The organism is Chryseobacterium sp. ISL-6, assembly GCF_018613715.1.
GTDB classification, from domain to species: Bacteria; Bacteroidota; Bacteroidia; order Flavobacteriales; family Weeksellaceae; genus Chryseobacterium; species Chryseobacterium paludis.
The window spans coordinates 621,973-646,708 of record NZ_JAGGPT010000005.1 but is presented as its reverse complement, the minus strand read 5'-3'; the positions used below and the strand labels follow the sequence as shown (position 1 = coordinate 646,708).

Genomic DNA, 24,736 nt, shown 5'->3' with positions numbered 1-24,736 from the left:
GTTTTTATTTAAGAATAGTTTTTTTGTTATTTTCTATTTGGTTTTATCTAATCTTATCTAAAATATCAGGAATATTCGGTTTGTATCTTGAACTTTGTTTAAGTTTGCATAAGGTTTTACCTAAAATATATACCATGTCCGGAAATATTCTTATCATCGATGATGAGCTCAAACTTCTCAAACTTTTGGGAATGATCCTTTCTCAGGAAGATTTTAATGTAAAAGAAGCTTCTACCGCACGTTCTGCTATGACGATGCTTGAACAATATGAGTTTGATGTTGTTTTAAGTGATGTCAGACTTCCCGATGCATTTGGAGTTGAACTTGTAAGATCCATCAAAACAAAATATCCACATCAGGAGATCATTTTGATGACCGCTTTCGGGAATATTACTGATGCTGTTCAGGCCATGAAGAACGGAGCTTATGACTATCTGGTAAAAGGAGATGATAACGATAAAATTATCCCTCTGGTGTATAAAGCTTTGGATAAAGTAAAAGATAATAAATCTAAAATTGTTCAGAAAAGTGATATACAAAAGGGGTTCGATCAGATTATAGGAAGCTCTTCTGCCATTCTTCAGGCTAAAAAACTGGCTGAAAAAGTTGCTTTAACAGATGCTACTGTACTGTTGACAGGAGAGACGGGAACCGGAAAAGAGGTTTTTGCCAATGCCATTCATGAAGGAAGTGATAGAAAGAAAAATAATTTTGTCGCCATCAACTGCTCTGCATTCAGTAAAGAAATTCTTGAAAGTGAACTTTTTGGCCATAAACAAGGATCTTTCACAGGAGCAATTAAAGATAAAAAAGGATTGGTAGAAGAAGCCAACGGCGGTACTTTATTTTTAGATGAAATCGGAGAAATGCCTATTGAGCTTCAGGCTAAATTACTTCGTGTACTTGAAACCCACGAATTCATGAAAATGGGTGAAACAAAAGTTTCAAAATCAGATTTCAGATTAATTGCTGCAACAAACAGAAATCTGGAAGACGAAATCAAACAGGGAAATTTCAGGGAAGATCTGTATTTCAGACTGAATGTTTTTGAAATCAACCTCCCTCCACTTCGTGAAAGAAAAGAAGACTTAAAAGTATTAGCCAAAAACTTCGTTGATATCTTTTCACATAAACTTCACCTTACTTCTGTAGAGGTTTCGGCAGATTATTATAAAACATTAGAAAAAAACGACTGGAAAGGAAACATCCGTGAGTTAAGAAATACGATAGAAAGGAGTTTAATTTTAATGAATGACCATACTCTGGATGCTGAAAGCCTTCCCCATTATTTAGAAAAAGTAACAGGCGATAAAGATTCTTTAAGCATCAGGTCTTTAGAAAAAGAACACATCCAGAAAGTTCTGCATTACACCAAAGGTAACAAAGCTGAAGCCGCGAGACTGCTCGAGATTGGTATTGCCACGTTATACCGCAAGCTGGAAGAGTATGGATTAAGATAAATACTACCCTATCATTTTAATAAAGAGCCTATCATTTTGATAGGCTTTTCTGTTTTTGGCAGGTTCTCAAATAGCACACAACACTCTATTACAAAGCAACTTAACAAAAAAAACAACAAAATGGATTCTTTTTTGGCATTAGAGATATAGAATAAAATATTTTAAAATGACTATTTCAAAAAAAACATTCAAAAAACGAGATCATTCGAAGTTGAGCTTCCTGATCGTGTCGTATGTACTGTTTACCCTTTTAACTTTAATTGTAACGCTATGATGTTGGTAATTTTATTAGTACTGAGTGCCATTTTATTTTGGCTTTTGTATAAATCCGTTGAATTTTTTGATAAAATATAAAGCTATGTGGAGTTTATTTTTTCTTTCAATACTAGCCTTTGTGTATATCTGCTATGTTTTAATAAAACCTGAAAAATTTTAATCAGCCATGAATACAGAAATTTTAGGCATCGTAGCGATGTTCGCAATCACATTGGTAATAGGGATATTTTTAGGTAAATATATTGCTAATGTCTATGGTCATAAAAAGACTTTTTTAGATCCTGTTTTTCAGCCTCTTGAAAACTTTGTTTATAAGATATCAGGGATTAATCCTAACCGTCAGATGAATTGGAAACAGAATATGTTTGCCATGCTGACGATCAATCTTGTTTGGTTTGTCATTGGATTTTTTATCCTGCTCAACCAATCCTGGCTTCCACTAAATCCCGATGGAAATCCAGATATGTCACCCGATCTTGCTTTCAATACAGCAATTTCTTTTTTAGTGAATTGTAATTTACAGCATTATTCCGGAGAAACGGGAGTAAGTTATTTAAGTCAATTATACTTAATGTTCCTTCAGTTTGTAACTGCTGCAACGGGAATGGCAGCTATGGCTGTACTTTTCAAAGCGTTTAAGGAAAAATCAACGTCGGAATTAGGAAATTTCTTCGATTTTTTTACAAAATCTATGGTCAGAATATTAATTCCGATCAGTATTATTATTGCTTTTATTCTTTCTGCTAATGGAACTCCTATGACTTTTGAAGGTAAAGATCATATCACAACCTTAGAAGGTCAAAAAGTAGATGTTTCAAGAGGTCCGGCTGCTGCTTTTGTTTCTATTAAACATTTAGGAACAAACGGAGGTGGTTTTTTTGGCACCAACTCAGCACATCCACTTGAGAACCCTAATTATATGACGAATATGACAGAGATGATCGCTCAGATGATCATTCCGTTCGCATTGGTTTTTGCTTTAGGATTTTATTTAAAAAAGAGAAAACTTTCCTGGACAATATTTACGGTAATGACCATCGGTTTTCTGGCCCTTACTATTCCTAATGTTATTAATGAAACAAATGGCAACCCACTCATTACACAAATGGGTACTGATAGTCATTTGGGAGCAATGGAAGGTAAAGAAATTCGTTTTGGAAGTGCTGCATCAGGCTATTGGAGTATTGCTACAACAGTAATTTCTACAGGTTCTGTAAATGCAATGCACGACAGTACCATGCCATTATCGGGAATGAATCAGCTTCTTGCCATGATGATCAACTGTTTCTATGGAGGTTGTGGTGTTGGAATTCTGAACTACTTCATATTCATCATTCTCGCTGTATTCATGAGTGGGCTGATGGTAGGAAGGACACCAGAGTTTATGGGTAAAAAAATTGAGGCTAAAGAAATGAAAATTGCAATGATCGTTGCCTTATTCCACCCTTTCTTAATTCTTGTCGGAACAGCTCTAACCGCTTACTTACCAGAATTTGGAGCTAAAACATTAAATAATCCAGGATTTCATGGATTCAGTGAAATGCTGTATGAATTTACTTCTTCTTCCGCTAATAACGGATCAGGATTTGAAGGGCTGGGAGATAATACACCATGGTGGAACATTTCTACAGGAATTGTGCTTTTACTTTCAAGGTTTATTCCAATTATAGGTCCTATTGCTATTGCTGGGTATCTGGCTGAGAAAAAATACATTCCGGAAAGTGCAGGTACTTTGAAAACAGATACTGCAACATTTGGATTCATGACTTTAGCCGTAATCCTGCTTATTGCAGCCTTATCTTTCTTCCCGGCACTTACATTAGGGCCAATCGCAGAACAACTTCAATATTTTTCTAAATAAATGAAATTAAAATCAATTGTAAACCATTAAGGAATTCAGGATACTAAGAACTCAAAACTAGTTTATAGTTCATAAAACATTCACTTGAAAAATATTATCCATTTCAAATCTTAGGTCTTCTATCAACCTTAATGGTTCACGTTGGTTTCAAATTATATAACTCTTTCAAAAAAATGAAAAATCAATCACAAACATTGTTTCAAAAAGATTTGGTAAACGAAGCTATCAAACAGTCTTTCGTAAAACTGAATCCGAAAATTATGTTTAAAAATCCCGTCATGTTCCTGGTTGAGATCGGAACAATCATTATGTTTATTGTGAGCTTATTTAGCTTAACGGGAGACAAAACACAGGGAAGTTTTTCCTATAATTTCTTAGTATTCATTATTTTATTTTTCACGGTCTTATTCGCCAATTTTGCTGAAGCTATTGCTGAGGCAAGAGGTAAAGCACAGGCAGACACCCTTAGAAAAACCCGTGAAGAAACTCCTGCTAAGCTGATCATTGATAATAAGCCGGGATTTCAGGTGGAAACGACATTAAAAATGTCTGCCGAAATGAAGCTTGGTGATATTTTCTTTTGTGAAGCAGGTGATCAGATCCCTATGGATGGAGAGATCATCGAAGGTCTAGCGACCATAGATGAATCTGCAATTACTGGAGAAAGTGCACCGGTCATTCGTGAAGCTGGCGGAGATAAAAGTTCTGTAACCGGAGGTACAAAAGTACTTTCAGATCGTATTAAAGTGAAAGTAACCACAAAACCTGGAGAATCTTTTCTTGATAAAATGATTGCCCTTGTTGAAGGTGCTTCACGACAAAAAACACCTAACGAAATCGCATTAACTATACTTTTAGCAGGGTTTACCCTAACATTTATAATTGTTACCCTTACTTTAAAACCTTTTGCAGACTACGCGCAGACACCGATTACCATTGCGGCATTTATATCACTTTTCGTTTGTCTGATACCCACAACGATCGGAGGTCTGCTTTCTGCAATTGGAATTGCCGGGATGGACAGAGCCTTAAGAGCAAATGTTATTACCAAAAGTGGTAAGGCAGTAGAAACAGCGGGAGACATTGATGTTTTACTTCTTGATAAAACAGGAACGATTACCATCGGTAACCGTAAAGCAACACAATTTCACCCAGCTAACAACATTAAACTGGAAGAGTTTATTAAAGCTTCTGCACTAAGTTCAGTAGCTGATGAGACTCCGGAAGGAAAATCAATTATTGAATTAAGTGAATTAAAACCTCAGGATTTATTGGTTCCCAGCCCTACTTATATCGAATTTACCGCTGAAACAAGAACTTCAGGAATTGATTTCGAAGATACAAGAATCAGAAAGGGAGCCTATGATACGATTAAAAAACTGACTGAAAAAGCGGGAAACATCTTTCCTCAGGAAACTCAGGATGCCACGACAAAAATTTCTGAAAACGGAGGAACTCCATTGGTTGTTTCTGTAAATGAAGTGGTTTGGGGAGTGATTGAGCTTCAGGATATTATTAAAACCGGAATTCAGGAACGTTTTCAGCGTTTGAGAAAAATGGGTGTTAAAACGGTGATGGTGACCGGAGATAATCCTTTAACAGCCAAATTTATCGCAGAAAAAGCTGGTGTTGATGATTTCATAGCTGAAGCTAAACCTGAAGATAAAATGAATTATATCAAAAAAGAACAACAGTCCGGAAAACTTGTGGCGATGATGGGAGACGGAACAAATGATGCACCCGCTCTTGCTCAAGCTGATGTAGGTGTAGCAATGAACAGTGGAACACAGGCTGCAAAAGAAGCCGGGAACATGGTCGATCTTGATAATGACCCTACAAAACTAATTGAGATTGTAGAAATAGGAAAACAGTTATTAATGACACGTGGAACCTTAACCACTTTTAGTATTGCCAATGACGTTGCTAAGTATTTTGCCATTATTCCGGCACTATTTATCACTTTCATTCCAGCTCTTCAGAAGTTAAACATTATGAACCTTCACAGCCCTGAATCAGCCATATTATCGGCAATTATTTTCAATGCGATCATTATTCCTATTTTGATTCCGCTGGCTTTGAAAGGGGTTGCTTATAAACCGATCGGTGCAAGTGCCTTGTTAAGAAGAAATCTCTTGATCTATGGTGTTGGAGGGATCATCGCTCCATTTATCGGAATAAAAGTTATCGACCTATTCATCAGTTTATTCTTTTAAAAAATTAAAAAAAATGAAAAATTATATTTTATCAGCATTGAAACTGACTTTTGTAATGCTGATTCTTGTAGGGGTTTATTTGATCTTTGTTTATGCAGGCTCAAAAGTATTACCTACTCAAGGAAATGCAGAAATCATCAATCATAATGGTCAAAAATTCTACGCTAATATCGGACAGGATTTTAAGTCTCCAAAATATTTTCACGGTCGTCCATCCGCAGTTGATTATAATGCAGCAGGAAGTGCAGGAAGCAACAAAGGACCTAGCAATGCAGAGTATCTTGAAACAGTACAGAAAAGAATTGATACTCTGAAAATGCAGAATCCAGAAATGAATACCATCAAAGTTCCTGTAGAATTGGTTACAGCAAGCGGAAGTGGATTAGATCCTGATATTTCTGATGAAGGAGCTCTTTATCAAGTAAAAAGAATCGCTAAAGAAAGAAATCTTCCGGAAGCTAAAATTGAAAGTCTTGTGAAAACAAATACTGAAAAACCTCTTATAGGACTTTTCGGACCTTCAAAGGTGAACGTATTAAAACTCAATATCGCTTTAGATCAATTAAAATAAAAAATATATTCATTTTCTTTTTGTCTTAAGAAGACCCATCTGGTCAAATAAAATTCAATAAGAAAACTTCAATTAAAAATGAATTCTGTTTCCTACAATTCTACATGGACGGGCATCAAAACTTTCAAGTTCAAATAGATCCCGTTTCCTAATCATAAAACATTCTTATTGTTAACAGAATTCATTTTCTTATCATCCTTTTTAAGTGGAAAGTTGTTTCCACATATTACTGCAACACATTATTATCAATATTTATATAATGAAATCAAAAACTTTTCAAGCAGCATTTTTCTTAGGACTTACTGCTTTAAGCCAAATCAATGCCCAAGAAATTAAAAAAGATTCAGTTTTAGGCAAACCTAAAGATTCCTTAATTACAAAAACTGAATCCAGAATTCCTTTTGACGGATATGATCTTACGTGGATCAATGGTCAAAATCGTCAGACAGACTTTCCTTTAACCCTAAAAGACAAAGATGGTGAAACTATACTTACTGGTGTAACGTATGTAGATGCTTATTACAATTATGATTTTAACCGTCCAAAGGATAATACCCATACTATTTCTTCAGCCATAGGACGTTCTAATGAAGTAACCATTAATATGGCAAGTATTGGATTAGAAACCAATTATAAGAACATAATTGGGCGTTTATGGTTGCAATATGGACAGATGGGTTCTATTGTTCAGGACCTCGATGGTACTGTGAATCACGGTAAAAATACAAGCGGAGGCAACTTAAAAAACATTCGTGAAGCTTCTGCAGGGTATCATTTCGATGTGATGCATGGTTTGAATGTAGAAGCCGGTATTTTCATGAGTTATATTGGGTTGGAAAGTTACGTTTTAGGAGAAAACTGGAATTACCAGAGAAGTTTGGTGTGTGATTTTACTCCTTTCTACTTCCAGGGAGCAAGAATTCAGGCTTTTCCTTCAAAAAAATTCAAAACCGAGATTTGGGTTCTCAATGGATGGCAGACTTATAATTCATGGAATACAGGTCTTGGATTAGGAGTTTCCAATTATTACCGTCCTAACGAAAATTTGCAATTGGTAGCCAATTTTTACCTTAATGGAAAAGATACCAGAAACAATCCTGGAGTTCGCCGATTCCACCATGATCACAGTATTGTAGCCAGATATTACAAAAATAAAGAAAGTAAGGGATTATCTCAGGCAGCATTCAGTATCAATAACCATTACGGATTTCAAAGTGGTGGTGGTATAAAAGCCAAGGACAACTACATGATCGGTACTTCTGTGGCCAACAGACTTTGGTTCCACAATAACAAAATTGCTTTAACCCTAAGAGCAGATGCAGTTTCAAACCCAGGTGCTTATTTAGCATTTACCCCTTCTCCTGTCGCTCAGAATGATTTTAATGATGCCATTGCTTCTGGAGAAAAACTAAAAATGTTCCAGGGAACAGCAACCGTGGATATTATGCCTAATCAGTTTGTAACATTCAGATTGGAATATGGTTTCAGAAAAAGCAACATCCCTTATTTTGCGGGAAGAGATGGAACAACCAGTCCGGATGGATGGATAGACACACCTATAGAATCGTGGAGACCCGATCTTAGAAAATCTGACAGCAGGTTTACATTAGCTGTCATGTTCAGATTGTAATACATTATTTAACTATTAAAACTACATGAAAAAATATATTGTTGTTGGGATATTATTAGGAATATTTTTTCCAAAAGCTCAAACTTCGGATTCAACAAAACTAAGTCCTAAAATAAAATTCTCTGCCTATGCGGAACTCTTTTATACTTATGATTTTAATGAACCGGCTAATCATCTTCGTCAAAATTTTTTATACTCATACAATAGACATAATGAAGTAAATCTTAACTTAGGATTGGTAAAAGCGTCTTATGAAAGTGATCAGCTTCGTGCTAATCTTAGTTTAATGGCAGGAACTTATGCTCAAGATAATATGGCAGCCGAACAAGATGCTTTACGTTATGTAAATGAAGCTAATATTGGAATTAAAATTTCCAAAAATAAGAACTTATGGATCGATGCGGGAATAATGCCATCCCACATTGGTTGGGAAAGTGCGATAGGAAAAGACAACTTCAATCTGACAAGGAGTTTGGCAGCAGAAAATTCTCCTTATTTTGAAACGGGTGCCAAAATTTCCTACACCTCAGATAACGGAAAATGGTTTTTAAGTGGATTGGTATTGAACGGATGGCAGCGTATTGCAAAACCTGAAGGTAATCAGACCATTTCTTTCGGGCATCAGGTAACCTACAAACCCAATGATAGAATTACATTAAACAGCAGTTCATTCATAGGAAATGATAAGGCAAAAGATGATAAAAGAATGCGTTATTTCCATGATTTACATGGAATTTTCCAGGTGACAAAACAGTTTTCCACGATCTTAGGTTTTGATATTGGAGCGGAACAAAAAACAAAAGGAAGTGATCAATACAACATCTGGTATACTCCGAATATCCTGATGAAGTATCAGTTCGATGATAAATGGGCATTGGCAGGAAGATTTGAATATTATAATGATAAAAATGGAGTAATCATCGATACAAAAACTCCAAACGGCTTTCAGACCTTCGGATATTCTGTGAATGTAGATTATGCCATTTTGAAGAATGTCGTATTTCGTACAGAAGCTAGAGGCTTTACTTCAAAAGATGCGATCTTTGTACAAAATAATGAGTTGAAACAGGGGAATTTTTTCATTACAACAAGTCTTGCAGCTTGGTTTTAATAATAAATTTAGCCACAGAAAAAAGTGTTTAAAATAAAATTAAAAAGAATAAAATCAATGTCATCAGCAGAACAATTTTTAGAACTGATCCAAAAATCCAAAAAAGGAAAATTCAAGATCTATATTGGAATGAGCGCCGGTGTGGGAAAAACCTTTCGTATGCTTCAGGAAGCTCATGCTCTCTTACGAAATGGTATCGATGTAAAAATAGGTTATATTGAAACCCACGGTCGGGAGGAAACAGTCGCGTTAGTTGATGGCATTCCAGAAATAGCAAGGAGATCCGTATTTTATAAAGGGAAAAATCTCGAAGAGATGGATCTGCAATCCATTATCAATGAACATCCTGAAGTAGTTCTTGTAGATGAACTGGCACATACCAATGTGGAAGGTTCAAAAAACAAAAAAAGATGGCAGGATGTTCTTGAGATTCTGGATAATGGAATCAATGTGATCAGCGCAATGAATATTCAGCATATTGAAAGTCTGAATGAAGAGGTCAAAAAAATTACTGGTGTAGAGGTTTCAGAGCGTGTTCCGGATAAAATCCTTGCCCTTGCTGATGAGGTTGTAAATATAGATTTAACAGCTGATGAACTTTTAACAAGATTAAAAGAAGGAAAGATCTATAAAAAAGATAAAATTCAGACGGCATTAAATAACTTTTTCCAAAGCGGACATATTCTACAACTTCGGGAGCTTTCATTAAAAGAAGTAGCTACACACGTTGAGAGAAAGGTTGAAACTGAAATCAAAACTGAAAACTTTAAGCCTATTAAGTTTCTCGCCTGTATCAGTAGTAATGAAAAAATTGCCAAAAATATTATCCGGAAAACAGCTCGTCTGGCCAGCTACTATAACAGTCCATGGACTGTTTTATACGTTCAGAAACCTTCTGAAAATCCAGAAAAAATAGCCTTAAATAAGCAACGATATTTAATTAATAATTTTAATTTAGCACAAGAAATGGGTGCTAAAGTAATCCGGATAAAGGAAAGCAGCGTTCATAAAGGAATTTTGGACTATGTGATTCAGCATAATATCACAACAGTCTGTATTGGAAAACCCCATTCTCATTTCTGGCAAAGACTTTCAGGTTACAGTTGGATCTACACATTAATGAACCGATTGAACGAACGACAGATAGACATTATCATTTTATCTTAAGAGTAATGAAACTTAAAACTAAACTCACACTAGGCGTAGGTCTTTTATTTTTGCTGATCGTTTTACTATCAGTGATAGGCTCTGTATACATCAATAAATTAAAATCGGATACAGAGAAAATTCTTACTGCAAATTACAACAGCTTAGAATATTCTAAAAATATGCTGATCGCCTTAGACAGGATGAGTACAGACAGCGTTGTTTCCGTAAGGGATTTTGAAAAAAATAATGCTTTACAGGAAAATAATCTTTCAGAAATTGGTGAAAAAGAAATCACTCAGAATCTTAAGATCCATTTTGGCAGCTATTTGAAGCAACCAGATTTTAAAAAAGAAAAGCTCATTCGTGAAGATTTAGTAAAGATCATGTCTTTAAATATGAAAGGGATTGAACGAAAAAGTGATACCGCAATAATCACTGCTGAACGTGCCACATTCTGGATTGTAAGTTTAGGAACGGTTAGTTTTCTGATCGCTTTTATTCTCTTATTTAATTTACCACAAACCATTGCGGAACCAATTAATCAGCTCACCTTTAGTATTAAACAGATCGCCAATAAAAATTATAATGAAAGAGTTCATTTTAAAGGAAGCGAAGAGTTTAGTGACCTTGCGAATTCTTTCAACATCATGGCTGAGAAATTACAGGAATATGAAAGCAGTACGCTTTCTACGCAGCTGATGGATAAAAAACGTATTGAAACACTTATCAACAATATGCACGATGCCGTTATTGGTCTTGATGAAAATAATTTCATCTACATGATCAATGACGAAGCTTTGAATATCACCAATCTTCGCAAGGAAGAAATCATTGGAAAAACAGCCCATGAGGTTGCAATAAACAATGATCTGGTCAGGGAGCTTCTTAAAAATATGGATCATCCGGTAAAAGATCCGATCAAAATTGTTACGGATAATAAAGAAAACTACTTTGAACAGGAAATAGTTCCCATTAATATTGCAAAAACGGGTGAAAAAGAGAAAAAATATATTGGAAAAGTAATCTTGCTACGAAATATTACTCCTTTTAAGGAACTTGATTTTGCAAAGACCAATTTTATAGCTACTATTTCTCATGAGCTTAAAACACCAATTGCGGCAATAAAAATGGGTGTTCAGCTTTTAGGAAATCAAAAATTTGGTGAACTGAACGGTCAACAGCAAGAGCTTCTTAAAAGCATCAATGATGATGGCCAGCGTTTATTAGATATCACAGGGGAACTTCTCAACCTATCACAAGTTGAAACTGGAAATATCCGCCTGAATATTAAGAGCTGCTCTCCCAAAGAAATCGTTCTTACTGCCATTAAAAATGTTGAAAAACTAGCTGAGCAAAAACATATTGCTATTACCACAAACTTTCTTTTAGGTGATGATGATTTTGTTTCTGCAGATTTTGATAAAACGGTTTGGGTAATGAATAATTTCCTGAGCAATGCTATTAAGCATTCTTTTCAAGATGAGAATATTCAGATTTTGGTTGAAAAATCAGAGGCAGTGATTCAGTTCAGTATAACAGATACCGGAAGTGGAATTGATGAAAAATACCATCGTCAGATTTTTGACCGCTATTTTCAGGTTCCCGGTGAGCACCAAAATGGAACAGGTCTGGGATTAGCCATTTCAAAAAACTTTATTGAAAAACAGCACGGTGAAATTGGGGTAAAAAGCTCTCCGAATCAGGGAAGTACTTTTTATTTTGAATTGCCTTTAGCTTAAGTTAAAATTTTAAGATAAGATTTCATAAATTTGGTTGTTATAAATTAATAACCAAATTTAGCTTATCAATTAAGGTAATAATGAAAGAAATCCATTTTTATTCAAGTAAAATTAAGAGCTTATTTTTACTTTTGGGTTCAATTGGTTTTTGTTTATTACTCAGTCAATTTTATAGAAAGTTAGGAAATGAGGGCTTAGGTAAAACTATTCTATTCTACTTTGCATTCACTATTTTCATTTTTTCATCCATCCTTTCAATGTTATTACTATTGAGAAGAAAGCCATTATTAAGTATTACTGACACAGAAATTATTATTTATTATTTATTGAGAAAATCTGTTTCAGTAAAATTTAAAGAAATTTCAAAATTTTTTATATCTAATACGAAATTTCGAGGAATGAAAACAACTGAATACATCAATATCGTTATTAAGTATCCTAAAAATGTTCCACAGAAAAAATTTCCCGTATATTCTAGTGCTCAAAATATGATACAGACTGATATGTTGAATATTAAAACGAGTGAATTACTAAAAATATTAAATAAAAAATTGAATAGCTAAAAGCTCTTTCCAATTTTAGATAAATTACAACCAGTCCCTTATCATTATTAAAAACCATTGCTTTCCCATATTATAAGTATCTTGGTTCGCTTAAAAGCTATTGGTAATTACTTATGAAAAAAATTCTATTATTTGCTTTGTTGAGCTTCATTTTCACCCACAAGGTTTACGCTCAAGAAATTCCTGCATCCTACGTTGAAAAAGCTATTCAGATTATGGAGCAAAATTCCGTTAATAAAAAAAGCATCGATTGGGCAACGATCAAAAAAGATGCTTTGAAGACTGTTCAGGAGAAAAAGGAAATCAAAGAAACTTATCCGATAATCAGAGATATTTTAGGAAAATTAGGTGATCACCATTCAAAATTATATGAACCGGAGGTTGTTGCAGATTATTTAAAAAGACATCAAGATGTAGGACTGCCGTTTCCATATCCTAAGGATAGTCTTATTGACAAGAAAATAGCTTATATCTCCGTTCCTGCTATTGCTAACTTCAACCAGGAAGATTGGAATGAGTATGTACATTCGTTTTATGATAAGGTGAAAAATTTAGATAAAAGCAACCCAACGATATGGATAATAGATCTTAGAAATAATGAAGGAGGCATGTTTTCACCCATGTTAAAAGCAATTTATCCATTTTTAGATGCTGAAAAGGTAGTTGGTTCCATTGATAATTCTGAAGGAGCCAGTTTTTATTCTTATAAAAATTCAGATATCTACTTTGGAAAGCAAAAAATAGCAAGTATTCCAATTCCAGATATCACATTAAAAAATAAAAACAAACCTATTTACATTTTAACAAATAAAAGAACGGCAAGTTCAGGGGAATTTGTTGTGGCAAGCTTTGTCGGACAAAAAAATGTAAAAATAGTGGGATGTAATACAATGGGATTGACCTCTGACAACTCCGAATTTAAATTGCCTGACAATGCTTTTCTGGTTCTTACTACTGGAACTCTCATCAACAGACAAAAATACGCATATAAAGAAGTTGGAAAGGGGATTGCAGCTGATATTGAAGTGAAAAGTGATCAATTGAGTGATTATATCGATAGAATTAAAAAATTATAAAGTTTAATTTAAAAATAAATTCATGCATAAATTAAAAATTATTTCAACTGTTTTATTAATACTAGCACTGAATTCTAAGATCGTTGCTCAGGCATTCAAGTTAGATGAACTGGAAAAATTCAATCAATTAAGTATGGATTCATTTAAAAATGAGATCAAAAAACTTAATTACAAATATTATGACAAAACAGAAAGCTCTGAATTTGTTTTATATGAATATGACAGCAGCGATTATCAATATAAGATTGGAAAATTTCAATATACAACCGATAAATCATCAGACAGAATAGAGTTTCAGTTCAAAGCAAAAAATGAATATAATCAATATCTAAAGGCAGTTACCGGTTTAGGATATAAACAAACTGAGACCGGAAAGATACCGGGAGGAGAAACCTATGTTGATTATTTTAAAAACAAAGATCACATCAGACTCATTTCCCCTAAGACTGGAGAACCTAACGATCCATATACTATTTTGATTTTTAAAAAGCTTTAATATCTGATAGGTTTCATGAATGATCTGATGTATACATCCTCTGCTCCACCCGTTTCTCTTAAAGACTTTGTTGAGAGTTTCTGGATGCTGGATAATCCATCGGAAAATAAAGAAGTCGTTCTTTTACCCGACGGAAGGATAGATATCATATTTTCACAGTCCCCAACAGAGCCTTTTCATATTGTTCTTTTAGGAATCGGAACTCATCCTGAAGAGGTTGTTATTGCTGAAAAAACCAAAACCTTTGCTATAAGCTTTAATCTACTGGCTACGGAATATATCCTTCATGAGAGTGTATCCGATCTTCTGAACTATGCGAAAAATCTACCTATCGATTTTTGGGAATTCAGTGCGAATGACATATCGGATTTTGACCAATTCTGTATAAAAGCATCCAAGAAAATAGAAGGTGAACTTTCGAATCAAAAAATTGATGAACGGAAACGAAAACTTTTTGATCTTATCTATTCCTCGAATGGTGCCATCCCGATCAAAGAACTGTCAGAAAAGGTGATATGGAGCGAACGACAGATCAACCGGTATTTTAATCAGCAATATGGTATTTCCTTAAAGGCTTATTGTGGAATTCTACGCTTCAGAGCTTCCTTTAAACATATTAAAGAAGGAAAACTATTTCCCGAACAAAACTTTAGTGACCAGTCTCACTTTATTAAGGAAATCAAAAGACTTTCAGGATTTCTACCCAAAGAACTCAGTCAAAACAAAAACGACCGATTTATACAATTTTCCGTCCTTCCCAAGAAGTAATTTTGCATCATAATTTTAAAGATGATGATTACACAAAATAAAAAAATAGCCATTATTGGCGGTGGTCCGGGAGGACTTACTTTAGCAAAGCTTTTACAACTTAAAAATGTTCAGGTTCATGTCTATGAGCGTGATAAACATAAAGATGTCCGTGTACAGGGTGCTACTTTGGATCTGCATGAAGAATCAGGATTGGAAGCACTTCGAAGAGCAGGATTAATGGATGCCTTCAAAGCAAATTACCGACCTGATGCAGGGAAATTAAAAATTTTAGATAAAGATCTTAATCAATATCTCAATGAACATGATTCAGGGAGCTTTCATGATGAAGATCGTCCGGAGATCGACAGAGCACCCCTTAGAAAAATTCTATTGGAAACATTGGAACCAGAAACGGTGATTTGGGATAGTCAGTTTTTTTCTATGGAGAATCAAGAAGATGGTTGGATTTTACATTTCAAAAACGGTAAATCCTACTATGCAGACATTGTTATTGCTGCAGATGGAGCTAATTCAAAAATACGTTCTTACATCACAGATGTTCAGGCAATATATTCTGGTGTCACAATTATTGAAGGTAATATTTATAATGCACAAATGAATGTTCCAAAGCTTTGGGAACTTGTTGATGGAGGGAAAATTTTTGCCATGGATGAGGAAAAGACTTTATTATTCAGCACCAAAGCAGATGGTACACTGACCTTTTATACCGGATGTAAGGTGAATGAAACCTGGGCACAGGAATCCGGAATTGATTTCAGCAATAAAGAACAGATCTTTGAATGGTTTAAAAAAGAATATGAAACATGGAATGAGATCTGGCAGGAATTATTTGAGACCAATGATTCTTCATTTGTGGTACGTCCTCAATATCATTATCCTCTAGATCAAACCTGGGAAACACTACCAAATTTAACGATGCTTGGTGATGCTGCCCACCGAATGCCTCCTTATGCAGGAGAAGGGGTTAATATGGCAATGCAGGATGCCTATGAACTGGCAGAATGCTTAACAGACGGGAAATCTAAGGATGTGCAAACTGCTCTTTCCTGTTATGAAAAGCAGATGCAAACCAGAGCATCGGAAGTAACCAAAATTACCCTGGACAATACTGTCTTAATGCATGGTCCGCAAGCAATTGAAAAATTGATGAAGATGTTCAGTGGTGAATAGAAGGTAAACAGTTATGTAATCTTAAAGAACGGATGTTTACAATGGGTTGCTGTCTTGATTATTTAAAGTGTTTTTTTGCATTTATATTTATTTTTGGAATTAATTATATATTTGCGAAAGGTGAATTGAATTAACACATTATTCTACCTTATTTACCTTAACACACAATGAAATGAGAAAGACGATTTCCAATTTTTTAAACCTTCACACCGGAGAAGAAAATCCCACCATTGTTCTCGAAAATGTAACGAGTAATGTATCTTTTAGGGGTGCTAATCTATGGATTCTGGCTTGCGCGATACTTATTGCGTCAGTAGGACTCAATGTAAATTCAACGGCGGTAATTATCGGTGCCATGTTAATTTCTCCTCTTATGGGCCCTATTGTAGGAGCGGGTTTTGCTTTGGCTACTTTTAATTTTAGTTTATTAAAAAAATCCATGAAAAATTTGCTGATTGCCACGGTTGTCAGCTTAACGGTTTCCAGTCTGTATTTTTATTTAAGCCCTTTTAAAGATATCCAGTCCGAGCTGTTGGCAAGAACCTCACCTAATATCTATGATGTTCTGATTGCATTTTTTGGTGGAATTGTTGGGGCAGTCTCCATAACACGAATTGAGAAAGGAAACCCAATTCCGGGAGTTGCTATTGCAACAGCTTTAATGCCGCCATTGTGTACTGCAGGCTTTGGTATTGCAACAGGCAATTGGTCTTTTGTCGCTGGGGCATTCTATCTCTATACAATCAACTGCTTCTTCATCTGTATTTCTACATTCCTGATTATCAAGTTCCTTAAATATCAGGCAGTAGAAACTACTAATAAAGCTTTTGAAAAAAGGATCCGTTATGGAATTTCAATATTGATCATTGTGATGATCGTTCCCAGTTGTTATTTAGCTTACAACTTACTTAATCAGAAAAAATACAATCAAAATGTTGAAAATTTTATCGATAGTGAGTTTTCAAAGAAAGGATATACCGTGATTTATAAAAAAGTAGATTATAATAGTAATCCAAAATTGATTGAACTTGTTTTTTTATCTACTAAATTTGATAGCACGGAAATAAAGAACTTCAATTCTTCATTACAAGATTTCGGAATAAAAAATACCAATCTGGTCATTAAACAAAACACCAGCGACATAAAAAAGGAAATTCTAAGTGAGATCAATCTTCAAAAAACAAATATCACCGAAAAAGATCTCCAGGTTAATGAGTTGAAGAATGAATTGTATATATATAAAATGGATAATCCTGAATTGGTAAAAGAAGTGAAAATCCTTTTCCCGGAAGTCCAGGAAATGGCCATCGGAAAACTTCAAAATTATATCACAGCTGATTCAACAAGTTTAGAGACTGCTTTTATATATCAATCCGAAACTAAGATAGATGAAGAAAAACTGAAAGCATGGTTAGCTAACAGGCTAAAAACAAGTAATATTATTTTGTTTAATACAACAAAAGATATGAGCAAAAAGAAAAAATGATAGGGACTTTTAATAGATTAAAAATAGATGTGCGAATGAAATTTCATTCGCCTTTTTCATATAAATAATTTGAGTAAATTAGGATAAATAATATCCATGGAAGCACTTTTTTTCGAAACACCCAAAGAATTCAGAAAATGGTTGGAGAAAAACCATACTACAGAGACAGAAGTCATCGTAGGCTTCTATAAAGTTGGGGTTAAAAAACCATCCATGACCTGGTCTGAATCTGTAGATCAGGCTTTATGTTTTGGCTGGATCGATAGTGTAAGAAGATCCATAGATAAAGACAGCTACTGTAATCGTTTTACACCACGAAAACCGACAAGTATCTGGAGTGCCATCAACATAAAAAAAGTTGAAGACCTGACCAAAGCCGGATTAATGACACCAGCAGGTCTCAAAGCATTTGAATTAAAAAAACAAGAAAAAACCTCAATGTATTCTCACGAAAGAGAACTTGCAAGCCTTAGTCCTGAATTTGAGAAACAATTTAAAGACAATAAAAAGGCCTGGGATTTTTTCAACAACCAGGCTCCTTCTTATAAAAAGGTAATGCTACACTGGATTATGTCTGCCAAGCAGGAAAAAACACAGATATCAAGATTAGAAAAAACGATCAGAGAAAGTGAACAAGAAAAACGAGTAGTCTAATATTTCCATGGAAAAAACATTTAAACTAACAGGCGGTGCAAGAATCGGCCTTGCCAATGCTACCTATCCTTTTGCAGATCTTTATGTTGATGAAAACATATTGAAGATCAATGCCTCTCTTGTGGGCAATCTAGTTTTTCAACCGCAGGATGTTATTTCTATTCAGCCTTACACCTCTATTCCGCTAATTGGTCAAGGTATTAAGATCAATCATCGAGTGGAAAATTATAATTCAAATGTTATTTTCTGGACTCTTAAAAATCCGGAAACAGTCATAAATGAAATTAAGAGTACTGGATTTTTAGAAAACAAAAATTCTACACTCATTTCAAGGGATTCCAAAATTATAGAACAACAGATACAGGGTGGATTTCCTTTAAAACCTTTTGTTTCTGTTTTTTTTATTGTTGTCTGGAACGCTTTTTTTATTTCTGATTTCTTTCCCATTTTCAGAAACGGAACTTCCCCGCCAGTATTTCCTGGCCCGGGGGTATGCTCTGCTTTGGGATTTATTTTTATTTCGGCTATACTTTCGTTAGTATCATCTGGTTTCAGAAGATTTATCTTAAAAGAAGGACGAAGTTTCGAAGACATTAAAAAACTAGCTATTTTCATCTCGTTGATTACCGGTTTCATGTTAACCGTCTTTTTAGCCATTGGTTTTTCAAATTAAATCTGTAAGGTTAAACTTATTGTATATTTTCTGATTAAACCTGTCCACTCCAAAGCTTTTCCATACTTTAGCCAAATTAAAATCTATTAACCAGTTTATTAACTCTTACTTAATTTATGAAATATATTATTGCATTTAGTCTTTTCATATTTAGCCACACTTATTTTTCCCAAGATAAAACGGAGATCTATGTGATCGGAAATATCCATCAGAGCGTTCCCAATTATAATCCACCCATTTTATTAGAAATCCTGGAGAAAATAAAACCAGATATTATACTGCATGAAGTAGATAGCAAAGGAATGGAGGAGTATGAAAAGGCGACTGAATTTAAAGAAAACGAAATTACTGCCAGTACTCAGTATTTTAAAAAATATCCTAAAACACTGCGGGCTTCATTTGATTTTGAAGGAAGAAATCAATACAGGAAAGACAAAGGAATGGTTCCTACAGATAATTTAGCGGTACAATTAATTGACAGTTTATATAAAACTAAAAGTCTGGATGCAGCAGACACGAAAATATATGAGAGTTTTATTAACACAACTGAAGAATTAAAAAAAGTTGCTGAATTAGCTCCTAAGAATTTTAACAACGCTGAAAACGATAAAATTTGTGAGAAAAGACAAAACGAGCAATACCATGAATTGACTAAAATCACTGACAAAAGACCTGAATTTGCTAAAAGATTTGTTACCAAGCCCAATGGAGAAAAAATAAGCTATAGAGAAGGATTTAAATTGATGTCCGGATTCTGGGATCTTAGAAATCAAACGATGGCTGCTAATATTTATAAAGTGGCAGCACAAAATCCAGGAAAAAAAATAGTTATTTTAACTGGTTTCTTACACCGCTATTACATTATTAAGCAATTGAAAAAAATAAACGATCTAAAATATGTGATCAAAGAGTTTTATGATCTGTAAAAGATTCTTGCTAAAGATGTTTTTTAATAAAATCAGAAAATAAAAGACCAGATTGCTTATCAGTAATCCGGTCTTTTATTTTTATTTGATCCAACGATCAAGGCTGATAACCTCTGCTTGGGACGGAAAAACTTTGGTGGTTAATACCTGATGAATTTCAGGATCCCTATCCTCACAACAATCTTCAATTACCGTTAACTGATAATCTTTATCTGCTGCTTCCCGGAGTGTAGAAAGAACCACTCCTGAAGTACTTATACCTGTAAGCACAAGATGCTGAATTCCCTGCCCTCTTAATACGACCTCCAAATCACTTCCTGTAAAGGCACTGAAGCGACGTTTTGTTACGATGACCTCATCATTATCAGGCTTTACATCCTGATGGATTTCCTGCCATTGAGCCACAAACTCCGGTGTCCACATATCCTTTCCAAATCTGGAAAAGGCTTTGTTAGACTCACTGATCTCAGGAGCCCCCGGTCGAAAGGAAACCACGACGTAAATAACAGGAATTCCGTTTGATCTCGCATGGGAAATTGCTTTTGAAACCTTATCAAGTAATGGCTTAGGGTCTTCAAGATTCTGTAAAATGGAATTTTGTAAATCCATAACTAATAAAGCTGTTTTGTTTGATTCTTGCATTTTTTTAAATATTAAATTGTTTTATTAGTGAATTCTTCCGTCTGTAAGGAAGATAATTGATCCTTTTTAGGAACAGCAAATAGTCTGTAAAAACATATAGCAATGAGAATAGCCAAAATCCCCTGAATCAATAGCGTATTACTGCTTCCAATATGTTCAGATGCATATCCTGTAAGTAAGCTGCCTAAAGGTAGCATTCCAAAAATAGCAGTGAGTAAAATACTGATTGCCCTTCCTTTCATATGAGGCGCAGCTTCGGATTGAACGATAATGTTACAGCTGGTCAATTGCATGACACTTCCGAATCCTGTTAGAACAACAAATAACATCGCCCCGTAAAAATCGGTAGTTTGAGAAAAAAAGATGAGACCAAGTCCTAGCACAACAGTACTGAGAACGAGATAAAACCGGAGCTTATCATTTCTTTTTAAGGAAGCCAGTAATATGGTTCCTGAGACGGCTCCCAATCCTATAAATCCAGAGATATAGCCGAAAGTGGAAGCACTCCCTTGAAAAGTTATTTTGGCAACTTCCGGAATTAAGGTATCATAAGGCAAAACCAATAATCCCATCAAAGAAAGCATAAGGATGACCAAACCGATTCTTGACTCATTTTTAAGGTAAACAATACCTTCTTTAAATTCTGACATTACTTTTTTGTTGGTTGTTTTCTTCTCATAAGCAGGAAGCTTCATCATGGAAAAGCAAACGATTACTACAATAAAACTTATAGCATTCATCACAAAACAGAAACCAACATTCCAGTGTTCCAATACAAAACCAGCCACTGCTGGTCCCAATACTTTACTTACGCTTGCTGTCGCAGAACTGAGAGATAGTGCACTTGGAACATCACTGTCCTCCCTAACCACCTGACTGATCATGGTCTGTCTTGCCGGAACATCAAAGGCATTGATAATCCCCAATACAACACTTAAAGCCAGGATTTGCCAAACAATGATATGATTGGTCAGAAATAAAAATGCCAATAATGAAGTCTGCAGCACCGCAGCAATTTGCGTCCATCGTATGATCGTACTTCGGTTGAAACGGTCTGCTGCCACCCCACCGGCAAATGAAAAAAGGAACGAAGGAAACTGTTCGGCAAACACCGTAACACCCAGCATAAAAGAAGAGTGGGTAAGTGAATAGATCAACCATACTATTGCCGTCCGCTGCATCCATGTTCCAAACTGTGATATAGAACGGCCTGCAAAATAATATTTAAAATTTTCACTTTTAAAAGCTCTGAATGTGCTTACGCTACTAATACTCATGGTACATTTTAATTCAATTAAGTTTAATACTTTAATCTAACTATTTGACAAAAAACATCAAAACGTCAAATTTTATTTAAAAAAATTTATCCTTTAATTTTCTCGACAATCATTCTGGCTAGCATTTCAGCCCCTTCTTCCCATTGATCTTTATAATTTTCGCTTATCGATTCGCGACGGATACCACGAATACTGCTTAATAATACAAATATCAATGTATCCATAGTTTTCGAATCCGGCTCTGTAATATCACCTGCTTCTACTGATTCACTGATTACTTTTTTCAGTAATACCGTTTCAGAACGCATCATTCTCTGATGTATATCCCATATAATACTTGAATACTTGGAACGTTCTTCCTTATCCATATTTGCTTCAATAGTTGAAATAAAATTCCTCGTTTTGTTGAAACCTTTTACCTTAGCAAAGCAGAATGCCTGAATACGCGATTCTAATGTTTTCTCTTTATAGATAATCTTTTCAAGTTCACTTTTCACCTCATCCACAAGGGAAATCATTACCGCTTCGAAAAGCTCATCCCTATTTTTAAAATAATAATAAAGAGCACTTCTCGTCTTTCCCACCGCTTTCGCCACATCATCCATTGTCACTTTCTTAATACCATGACGTTGATACAGCTCCTGTGCGGTCTGCAAAATCTGACTTTTTAATAGTTCTTCCTGGGAAAGGGATTGGCTCATTTACTTTAATATATTGGAATCTGCTTCTGAAATATTTGACAAATTTACAAATTTTGTCAAAACGAAAATAATTTATTTGATATTTTTTTAAAATTTCAGAACTCATTCTTATTTATGGCTTAAAGCGTTTATCCTTAAAAAGATATAATTGAGTATATTCGTCTTGAGAATTAAAACCTGATCCAAATAAAAGACTAAGACCATGGGAATATTTGACTTCATGAAAAAGAAGGCAGGAAAAAAACTTCCGCCGGCAGAACAATATCTGAATCATCTTGACCGTATTTTTCAGCAAGAACCTGAATTGTATATGGAGAAAAGCCTCATAGAAGGTATTCCGGGTGTCACTACTATTGTGTATCGGGACATTCCTAAAAAAGGATATACAACAGCTTTCACTTATGGATTGTCATTGGTTCAGCATCCTGCCTGGAAAGTAGGCAGAGCAGAACTTTGCATTTCTGTCAGTTCACCTCGCTTAGATTGGGCGCAAGCTATGGGATATATTGCGAATAAACTTCGTGGAGACTGTCCTTTTTCTTATGGCCAACTTATCAATTTCGAAGAAAAGATAAGTGACGATTCTGAAATGGACGCATTTTTTATCTTTGCACCAAGTACAATTGATAAAGAAGACTATCTGCACATCGACATCGGAGCAGATTATAAGGTAAGTATCGCAAGTCTTTATCCAATGTACTCAGATGAGATCGAAGTTTATGAAAATATTGGTCTTGAAAAATTCTGGCATCATCCTAATTTTGATAATTATAAAGTGGACAGGAAGAAAATTAAAGGTGAATAAAAAGTAGGTATGAAAATACATCATTATGGATTTTGGATTTTTAAAGAAGGTCTCTTTGATCTTCTTGACTTTTTTCATAGAAAAATTAACTTACCCCTTACTGTCGATAATGAATTGGTCAAATATGAACTCCATTACACCGATGGCGAACAAAACCTTTGGTTTACACTTTTAATACATGATGTAATAACAATCAAAGTAGCAAAAGATTCGAATGATAGGGATATTATATTTTTTAATATTGAGTATACAGATCTTGTAATCAGAGAGATTAAGGATTTGGAAGAATTTATAAATTCAAAGTAAATGGATCTCAATGATTTCTTATCTTTGCAATAAATTATGATTCCTATCCATGATCTTTTCTTCTTTCTCTTAGCCGCGTTTATTTTGGTCATAAGTCCGGGACCTAATATGATTTATCTGATTTCAAGATCCATTACACAAGGAAAAAAAGCGGGATTAACCTCACTTGCAGGTGTTGTCTGCGGTTTTTTATTTCACATTGTCATGGTTTCTTTTGGACTAACTGCAGTGTTGTTTGCTGTACCTTATGCTTATATCGTTTTAAAAATTCTGGGAACAATATATCTTTTATATCTCGCTTACCAGGCTATTAAACCAAACGGTAAAAATATCTTTGAAGTAGATAAAAATATGACAGCAGATGGACCTAAAAAATTATTTGCAGTCGGTTTCTTAACGAATGTTCTTAATCCAAAAGTAGCTGTTTTCTATCTGTCCTTTTTTCCTCAGTTTATAAAACCTCAGTACGGTTCTATCTTTACACAAAGCTTAGAGCTTGGATTAATACAGATTTTCACAAGTTTTACGGTCAATTTCATTATTGTTTTAACGGCAGCAAAGGCAGCTTCATTTTTTGCTAAAAATCCTATCTGGATCAAAGTGCAAAAATGGTTTATGGCGAGTGTGCTTACCTTTCTTGCTGTGAAAATGGCGCTTTCGAAAGCGAAATAGAAAAAGAACTTTAAGCTTTTTGATGACTGCGGGAAACCGTAATTAATTTATGGTTATATTCTCTAGATTTGAAATACTTAATAAAAAGTAACCATGAAAAACATTTTAAACGTATTTAGCCTTATAATAATCTGCATTATTGCAGTATCATGTTCAACAAATTATTATACTGTTTTACTATCTGAAGATGCAAAGGTTTATAATTCATCAGACTCTACCAATGTAATAACTATAATTCCCAAAGATACACCAGTCTATCTATCGTCTAAATCAAATAAAAAGAATTATAAGAAAATAAAATGGGGGAATTATTCTGGATGGACATACAATCCGATCTATACATCATACACCAATTATACACCTTTAAAATCATCACCAAGTTCATCATACAACTATAATTCAAGTAGCTCAAGCTCGGGAGGGTCTGTAAAGGTAAAGGGATATACTAGAAAGGATGGAACATATGTTAGGCCACATACAAGAAGTAGCCCCTCAAGAAGGCGGTAAT

24 protein-coding genes are annotated in these 24,736 nt (G+C 34.6%); 21 read left to right on the top strand and 3 right to left on the bottom strand.

Annotated features, from left to right (window positions below):
• Window positions 1–134 precede the first annotated feature (134 nt).
• The 17 genes from J7E44_RS10710 to J7E44_RS10630 all read left to right on the top strand — a co-directional run bounded on the left by J7E44_RS10710 (window position 135) and on the right by J7E44_RS10630 (window position 19,825).
• Entirely contained in the window at window positions 135–1,460 is a 1,326-nt protein-coding gene (locus J7E44_RS10710) for a sigma-54-dependent transcriptional regulator (RefSeq protein ID WP_214829187.1), read from the top strand.
• Window positions 1,461–1,902: 442 nt separating this feature from the next.
• The gene (gene kdpA, locus J7E44_RS10705) at window positions 1,903–3,597 is read left to right on the top strand and encodes a potassium-transporting ATPase subunit KdpA (protein ID WP_214829185.1); all 1,695 of its coding nucleotides are present in this window, start codon (window positions 1,903–1,905) and stop codon (window positions 3,595–3,597) included.
• A 173-nt stretch (window positions 3,598–3,770) separates the two neighbouring features.
• On the top strand, window positions 3,771–5,810 hold the full coding sequence (gene kdpB / locus J7E44_RS10700) for a potassium-transporting ATPase subunit KdpB (protein WP_214829178.1): 2,040 nt from the start codon (window positions 3,771–3,773) through the stop codon (window positions 5,808–5,810).
• A gap of 13 nt (window positions 5,811–5,823) precedes the next feature.
• Window positions 5,824–6,381 carry a potassium-transporting ATPase subunit KdpC gene (kdpC, locus tag J7E44_RS10695; protein WP_214829176.1) on the top strand — a complete coding sequence of 186 codons (558 nt, stop codon included), beginning with the start codon at window positions 5,824–5,826 and terminating at the stop codon, window positions 6,379–6,381.
• 259 nt (window positions 6,382–6,640) lie between these two features.
• Complete coding sequence (locus J7E44_RS10690; RefSeq protein ID WP_214829174.1) at window positions 6,641–8,011, top strand: outer membrane beta-barrel protein; 1,371 nt, start codon at window positions 6,641–6,643, stop codon at window positions 8,009–8,011.
• 25 nt (window positions 8,012–8,036) lie between these two features.
• The gene (locus tag J7E44_RS10685; protein WP_214829172.1) at window positions 8,037–9,122 is read left to right on the top strand and encodes a porin; all 1,086 of its coding nucleotides are present in this window, start codon (window positions 8,037–8,039) and stop codon (window positions 9,120–9,122) included.
• A 57-nt stretch (window positions 9,123–9,179) separates the two neighbouring features.
• On the top strand, window positions 9,180–10,289 hold the full coding sequence (locus J7E44_RS10680; protein WP_214829170.1) for a sensor protein KdpD: 1,110 nt from the start codon (window positions 9,180–9,182) through the stop codon (window positions 10,287–10,289).
• A 5-nt stretch (window positions 10,290–10,294) separates the two neighbouring features.
• On the top strand, window positions 10,295–12,010 hold the full coding sequence (locus J7E44_RS10675) for an ATP-binding protein (protein WP_214829168.1): 1,716 nt from the start codon (window positions 10,295–10,297) through the stop codon (window positions 12,008–12,010).
• 80 nt (window positions 12,011–12,090) lie between these two features.
• Window positions 12,091–12,573 carry a hypothetical protein gene (locus J7E44_RS10670; protein WP_214829166.1) on the top strand — a complete coding sequence of 161 codons (483 nt, stop codon included), beginning with the start codon at window positions 12,091–12,093 and terminating at the stop codon, window positions 12,571–12,573.
• A 113-nt stretch (window positions 12,574–12,686) separates the two neighbouring features.
• Entirely contained in the window at window positions 12,687–13,649 is a 963-nt protein-coding gene (locus J7E44_RS10665) for a S41 family peptidase (protein ID WP_214829164.1), read from the top strand.
• 22 nt (window positions 13,650–13,671) lie between these two features.
• Window positions 13,672–14,145 carry a hypothetical protein gene (locus J7E44_RS10660; RefSeq protein ID WP_214829162.1) on the top strand — a complete coding sequence of 158 codons (474 nt, stop codon included), beginning with the start codon at window positions 13,672–13,674 and terminating at the stop codon, window positions 14,143–14,145.
• Window positions 14,146–14,160: 15 nt separating this feature from the next.
• Window positions 14,161–14,913 (top strand): helix-turn-helix domain-containing protein, encoded by a 753-nt coding sequence (locus J7E44_RS10655; RefSeq protein WP_214829160.1) that lies wholly within the window; start codon window positions 14,161–14,163, stop codon window positions 14,911–14,913.
• Between the two features lie 21 nt (window positions 14,914–14,934).
• The gene (locus J7E44_RS10650) at window positions 14,935–16,086 is read left to right on the top strand and encodes an FAD-dependent oxidoreductase (protein ID WP_251040549.1); all 1,152 of its coding nucleotides are present in this window, start codon (window positions 14,935–14,937) and stop codon (window positions 16,084–16,086) included.
• A gap of 172 nt (window positions 16,087–16,258) precedes the next feature.
• Window positions 16,259–17,572: a DUF389 domain-containing protein gene (locus J7E44_RS10645; RefSeq protein ID WP_214829158.1), complete on the top strand. Its 1,314-nt coding sequence runs from the start codon at window positions 16,259–16,261 to the stop codon at window positions 17,570–17,572.
• Window positions 17,573–17,668: 96 nt separating this feature from the next.
• Complete coding sequence (locus tag J7E44_RS10640) at window positions 17,669–18,226, top strand: YdeI/OmpD-associated family protein (protein WP_214829156.1); 558 nt, start codon at window positions 17,669–17,671, stop codon at window positions 18,224–18,226.
• A gap of 7 nt (window positions 18,227–18,233) precedes the next feature.
• Window positions 18,234–18,899: a hypothetical protein gene (locus tag J7E44_RS10635; RefSeq protein WP_214829154.1), complete on the top strand. Its 666-nt coding sequence runs from the start codon at window positions 18,234–18,236 to the stop codon at window positions 18,897–18,899.
• A 116-nt stretch (window positions 18,900–19,015) separates the two neighbouring features.
• A complete protein-coding gene (locus J7E44_RS10630; RefSeq protein ID WP_214829152.1) occupies window positions 19,016–19,825 on the top strand; it encodes a TraB/GumN family protein in 810 nt (269 codons plus the stop codon).
• An 81-nt stretch (window positions 19,826–19,906) separates the two neighbouring features.
• Here the strand turns inward: J7E44_RS10630 and J7E44_RS10625 are convergent, their stop codons facing one another.
• The 3 genes from J7E44_RS10625 to J7E44_RS10615 form a co-directional block, all read right to left on the bottom strand.
• Window positions 19,907–20,467 carry a cysteine hydrolase family protein gene (locus tag J7E44_RS10625; protein WP_214829150.1) on the bottom strand — a complete coding sequence of 187 codons (561 nt, stop codon included), beginning with the start codon at window positions 20,465–20,467 and terminating at the stop codon, window positions 19,907–19,909.
• A gap of 11 nt (window positions 20,468–20,478) precedes the next feature.
• Window positions 20,479–21,744, bottom strand: a complete 1,266-nt coding sequence (locus J7E44_RS10620; RefSeq protein WP_214829148.1) for an MFS transporter — start codon at window positions 21,742–21,744, stop codon at window positions 20,479–20,481.
• A gap of 86 nt (window positions 21,745–21,830) precedes the next feature.
• On the bottom strand, window positions 21,831–22,445 hold the full coding sequence (locus J7E44_RS10615; protein ID WP_214829146.1) for a TetR/AcrR family transcriptional regulator: 615 nt from the start codon (window positions 22,443–22,445) through the stop codon (window positions 21,831–21,833).
• Between the two features lie 220 nt (window positions 22,446–22,665).
• On the opposite strand from J7E44_RS10615, the gene J7E44_RS10610 reads away from it, so the two are divergent.
• The 4 genes from J7E44_RS10610 to J7E44_RS10595 all read left to right on the top strand — a co-directional run bounded on the left by J7E44_RS10610 (window position 22,666) and on the right by J7E44_RS10595 (window position 24,735).
• Window positions 22,666–23,250 (top strand): suppressor of fused domain protein, encoded by a 585-nt coding sequence (locus J7E44_RS10610; RefSeq protein WP_214829144.1) that lies wholly within the window; start codon window positions 22,666–22,668, stop codon window positions 23,248–23,250.
• 9 nt (window positions 23,251–23,259) lie between these two features.
• A complete protein-coding gene (locus tag J7E44_RS10605; protein WP_214829142.1) occupies window positions 23,260–23,556 on the top strand; it encodes a hypothetical protein in 297 nt (98 codons plus the stop codon).
• Between the two features lie 36 nt (window positions 23,557–23,592).
• Complete coding sequence (locus J7E44_RS10600; RefSeq protein ID WP_214829140.1) at window positions 23,593–24,228, top strand: LysE family translocator; 636 nt, start codon at window positions 23,593–23,595, stop codon at window positions 24,226–24,228.
• A 93-nt stretch (window positions 24,229–24,321) separates the two neighbouring features.
• Window positions 24,322–24,735: a hypothetical protein gene (locus J7E44_RS10595; protein ID WP_214829138.1), complete on the top strand. Its 414-nt coding sequence runs from the start codon at window positions 24,322–24,324 to the stop codon at window positions 24,733–24,735.
• Window position 24,736 lies beyond the last annotated feature (1 nt).

Bases quoted from the DNA above. Each gene is read 5' to 3' on its own strand.
- J7E44_RS10710 (WP_214829187.1), top strand. From the start codon at position 135: ATGTCCGGAAATATTCTTATCATCGATGATGAGCTCAAACTTCTCAAA.
- kdpA (WP_214829185.1), top strand. From the start codon at position 1,903: ATGAATACAGAAATTTTAGGCATCGTAGCGATGTTCGCAATCACATTG.
- kdpB (WP_214829178.1), top strand. From the start codon at position 3,771: ATGAAAAATCAATCACAAACATTGTTTCAAAAAGATTTGGTAAACGAA.
- kdpC (WP_214829176.1), top strand. From the start codon at position 5,824: ATGAAAAATTATATTTTATCAGCATTGAAACTGACTTTTGTAATGCTG.
- J7E44_RS10690 (WP_214829174.1), top strand. From the start codon at position 6,641: ATGAAATCAAAAACTTTTCAAGCAGCATTTTTCTTAGGACTTACTGCT.
- J7E44_RS10685 (WP_214829172.1), top strand. From the start codon at position 8,037: ATGAAAAAATATATTGTTGTTGGGATATTATTAGGAATATTTTTTCCA.
- J7E44_RS10680 (WP_214829170.1), top strand. From the start codon at position 9,180: ATGTCATCAGCAGAACAATTTTTAGAACTGATCCAAAAATCCAAAAAA.
- J7E44_RS10675 (WP_214829168.1), top strand. From the start codon at position 10,295: ATGAAACTTAAAACTAAACTCACACTAGGCGTAGGTCTTTTATTTTTG.
- J7E44_RS10670 (WP_214829166.1), top strand. From the start codon at position 12,091: ATGAAAGAAATCCATTTTTATTCAAGTAAAATTAAGAGCTTATTTTTA.
- J7E44_RS10665 (WP_214829164.1), top strand. From the start codon at position 12,687: ATGAAAAAAATTCTATTATTTGCTTTGTTGAGCTTCATTTTCACCCAC.
- J7E44_RS10660 (WP_214829162.1), top strand. From the start codon at position 13,672: ATGCATAAATTAAAAATTATTTCAACTGTTTTATTAATACTAGCACTG.
- J7E44_RS10655 (WP_214829160.1), top strand. From the start codon at position 14,161: ATGAATGATCTGATGTATACATCCTCTGCTCCACCCGTTTCTCTTAAA.
- J7E44_RS10650 (WP_251040549.1), top strand. From the start codon at position 14,935: ATGATGATTACACAAAATAAAAAAATAGCCATTATTGGCGGTGGTCCG.
- J7E44_RS10645 (WP_214829158.1), top strand. From the start codon at position 16,259: ATGAGAAAGACGATTTCCAATTTTTTAAACCTTCACACCGGAGAAGAA.
- J7E44_RS10640 (WP_214829156.1), top strand. From the start codon at position 17,669: ATGGAAGCACTTTTTTTCGAAACACCCAAAGAATTCAGAAAATGGTTG.
- J7E44_RS10635 (WP_214829154.1), top strand. From the start codon at position 18,234: ATGGAAAAAACATTTAAACTAACAGGCGGTGCAAGAATCGGCCTTGCC.
- J7E44_RS10630 (WP_214829152.1), top strand. From the start codon at position 19,016: ATGAAATATATTATTGCATTTAGTCTTTTCATATTTAGCCACACTTAT.
- J7E44_RS10625 (WP_214829150.1), bottom strand. From the start codon at position 20,467: ATGCAAGAATCAAACAAAACAGCTTTATTAGTTATGGATTTACAAAAT.
- J7E44_RS10620 (WP_214829148.1), bottom strand. From the start codon at position 21,744: ATGAGTATTAGTAGCGTAAGCACATTCAGAGCTTTTAAAAGTGAAAAT.
- J7E44_RS10615 (WP_214829146.1), bottom strand. From the start codon at position 22,445: ATGAGCCAATCCCTTTCCCAGGAAGAACTATTAAAAAGTCAGATTTTG.
- J7E44_RS10610 (WP_214829144.1), top strand. From the start codon at position 22,666: ATGAAAAAGAAGGCAGGAAAAAAACTTCCGCCGGCAGAACAATATCTG.
- J7E44_RS10605 (WP_214829142.1), top strand. From the start codon at position 23,260: ATGAAAATACATCATTATGGATTTTGGATTTTTAAAGAAGGTCTCTTT.
- J7E44_RS10600 (WP_214829140.1), top strand. From the start codon at position 23,593: ATGATTCCTATCCATGATCTTTTCTTCTTTCTCTTAGCCGCGTTTATT.
- J7E44_RS10595 (WP_214829138.1), top strand. From the start codon at position 24,322: ATGAAAAACATTTTAAACGTATTTAGCCTTATAATAATCTGCATTATT.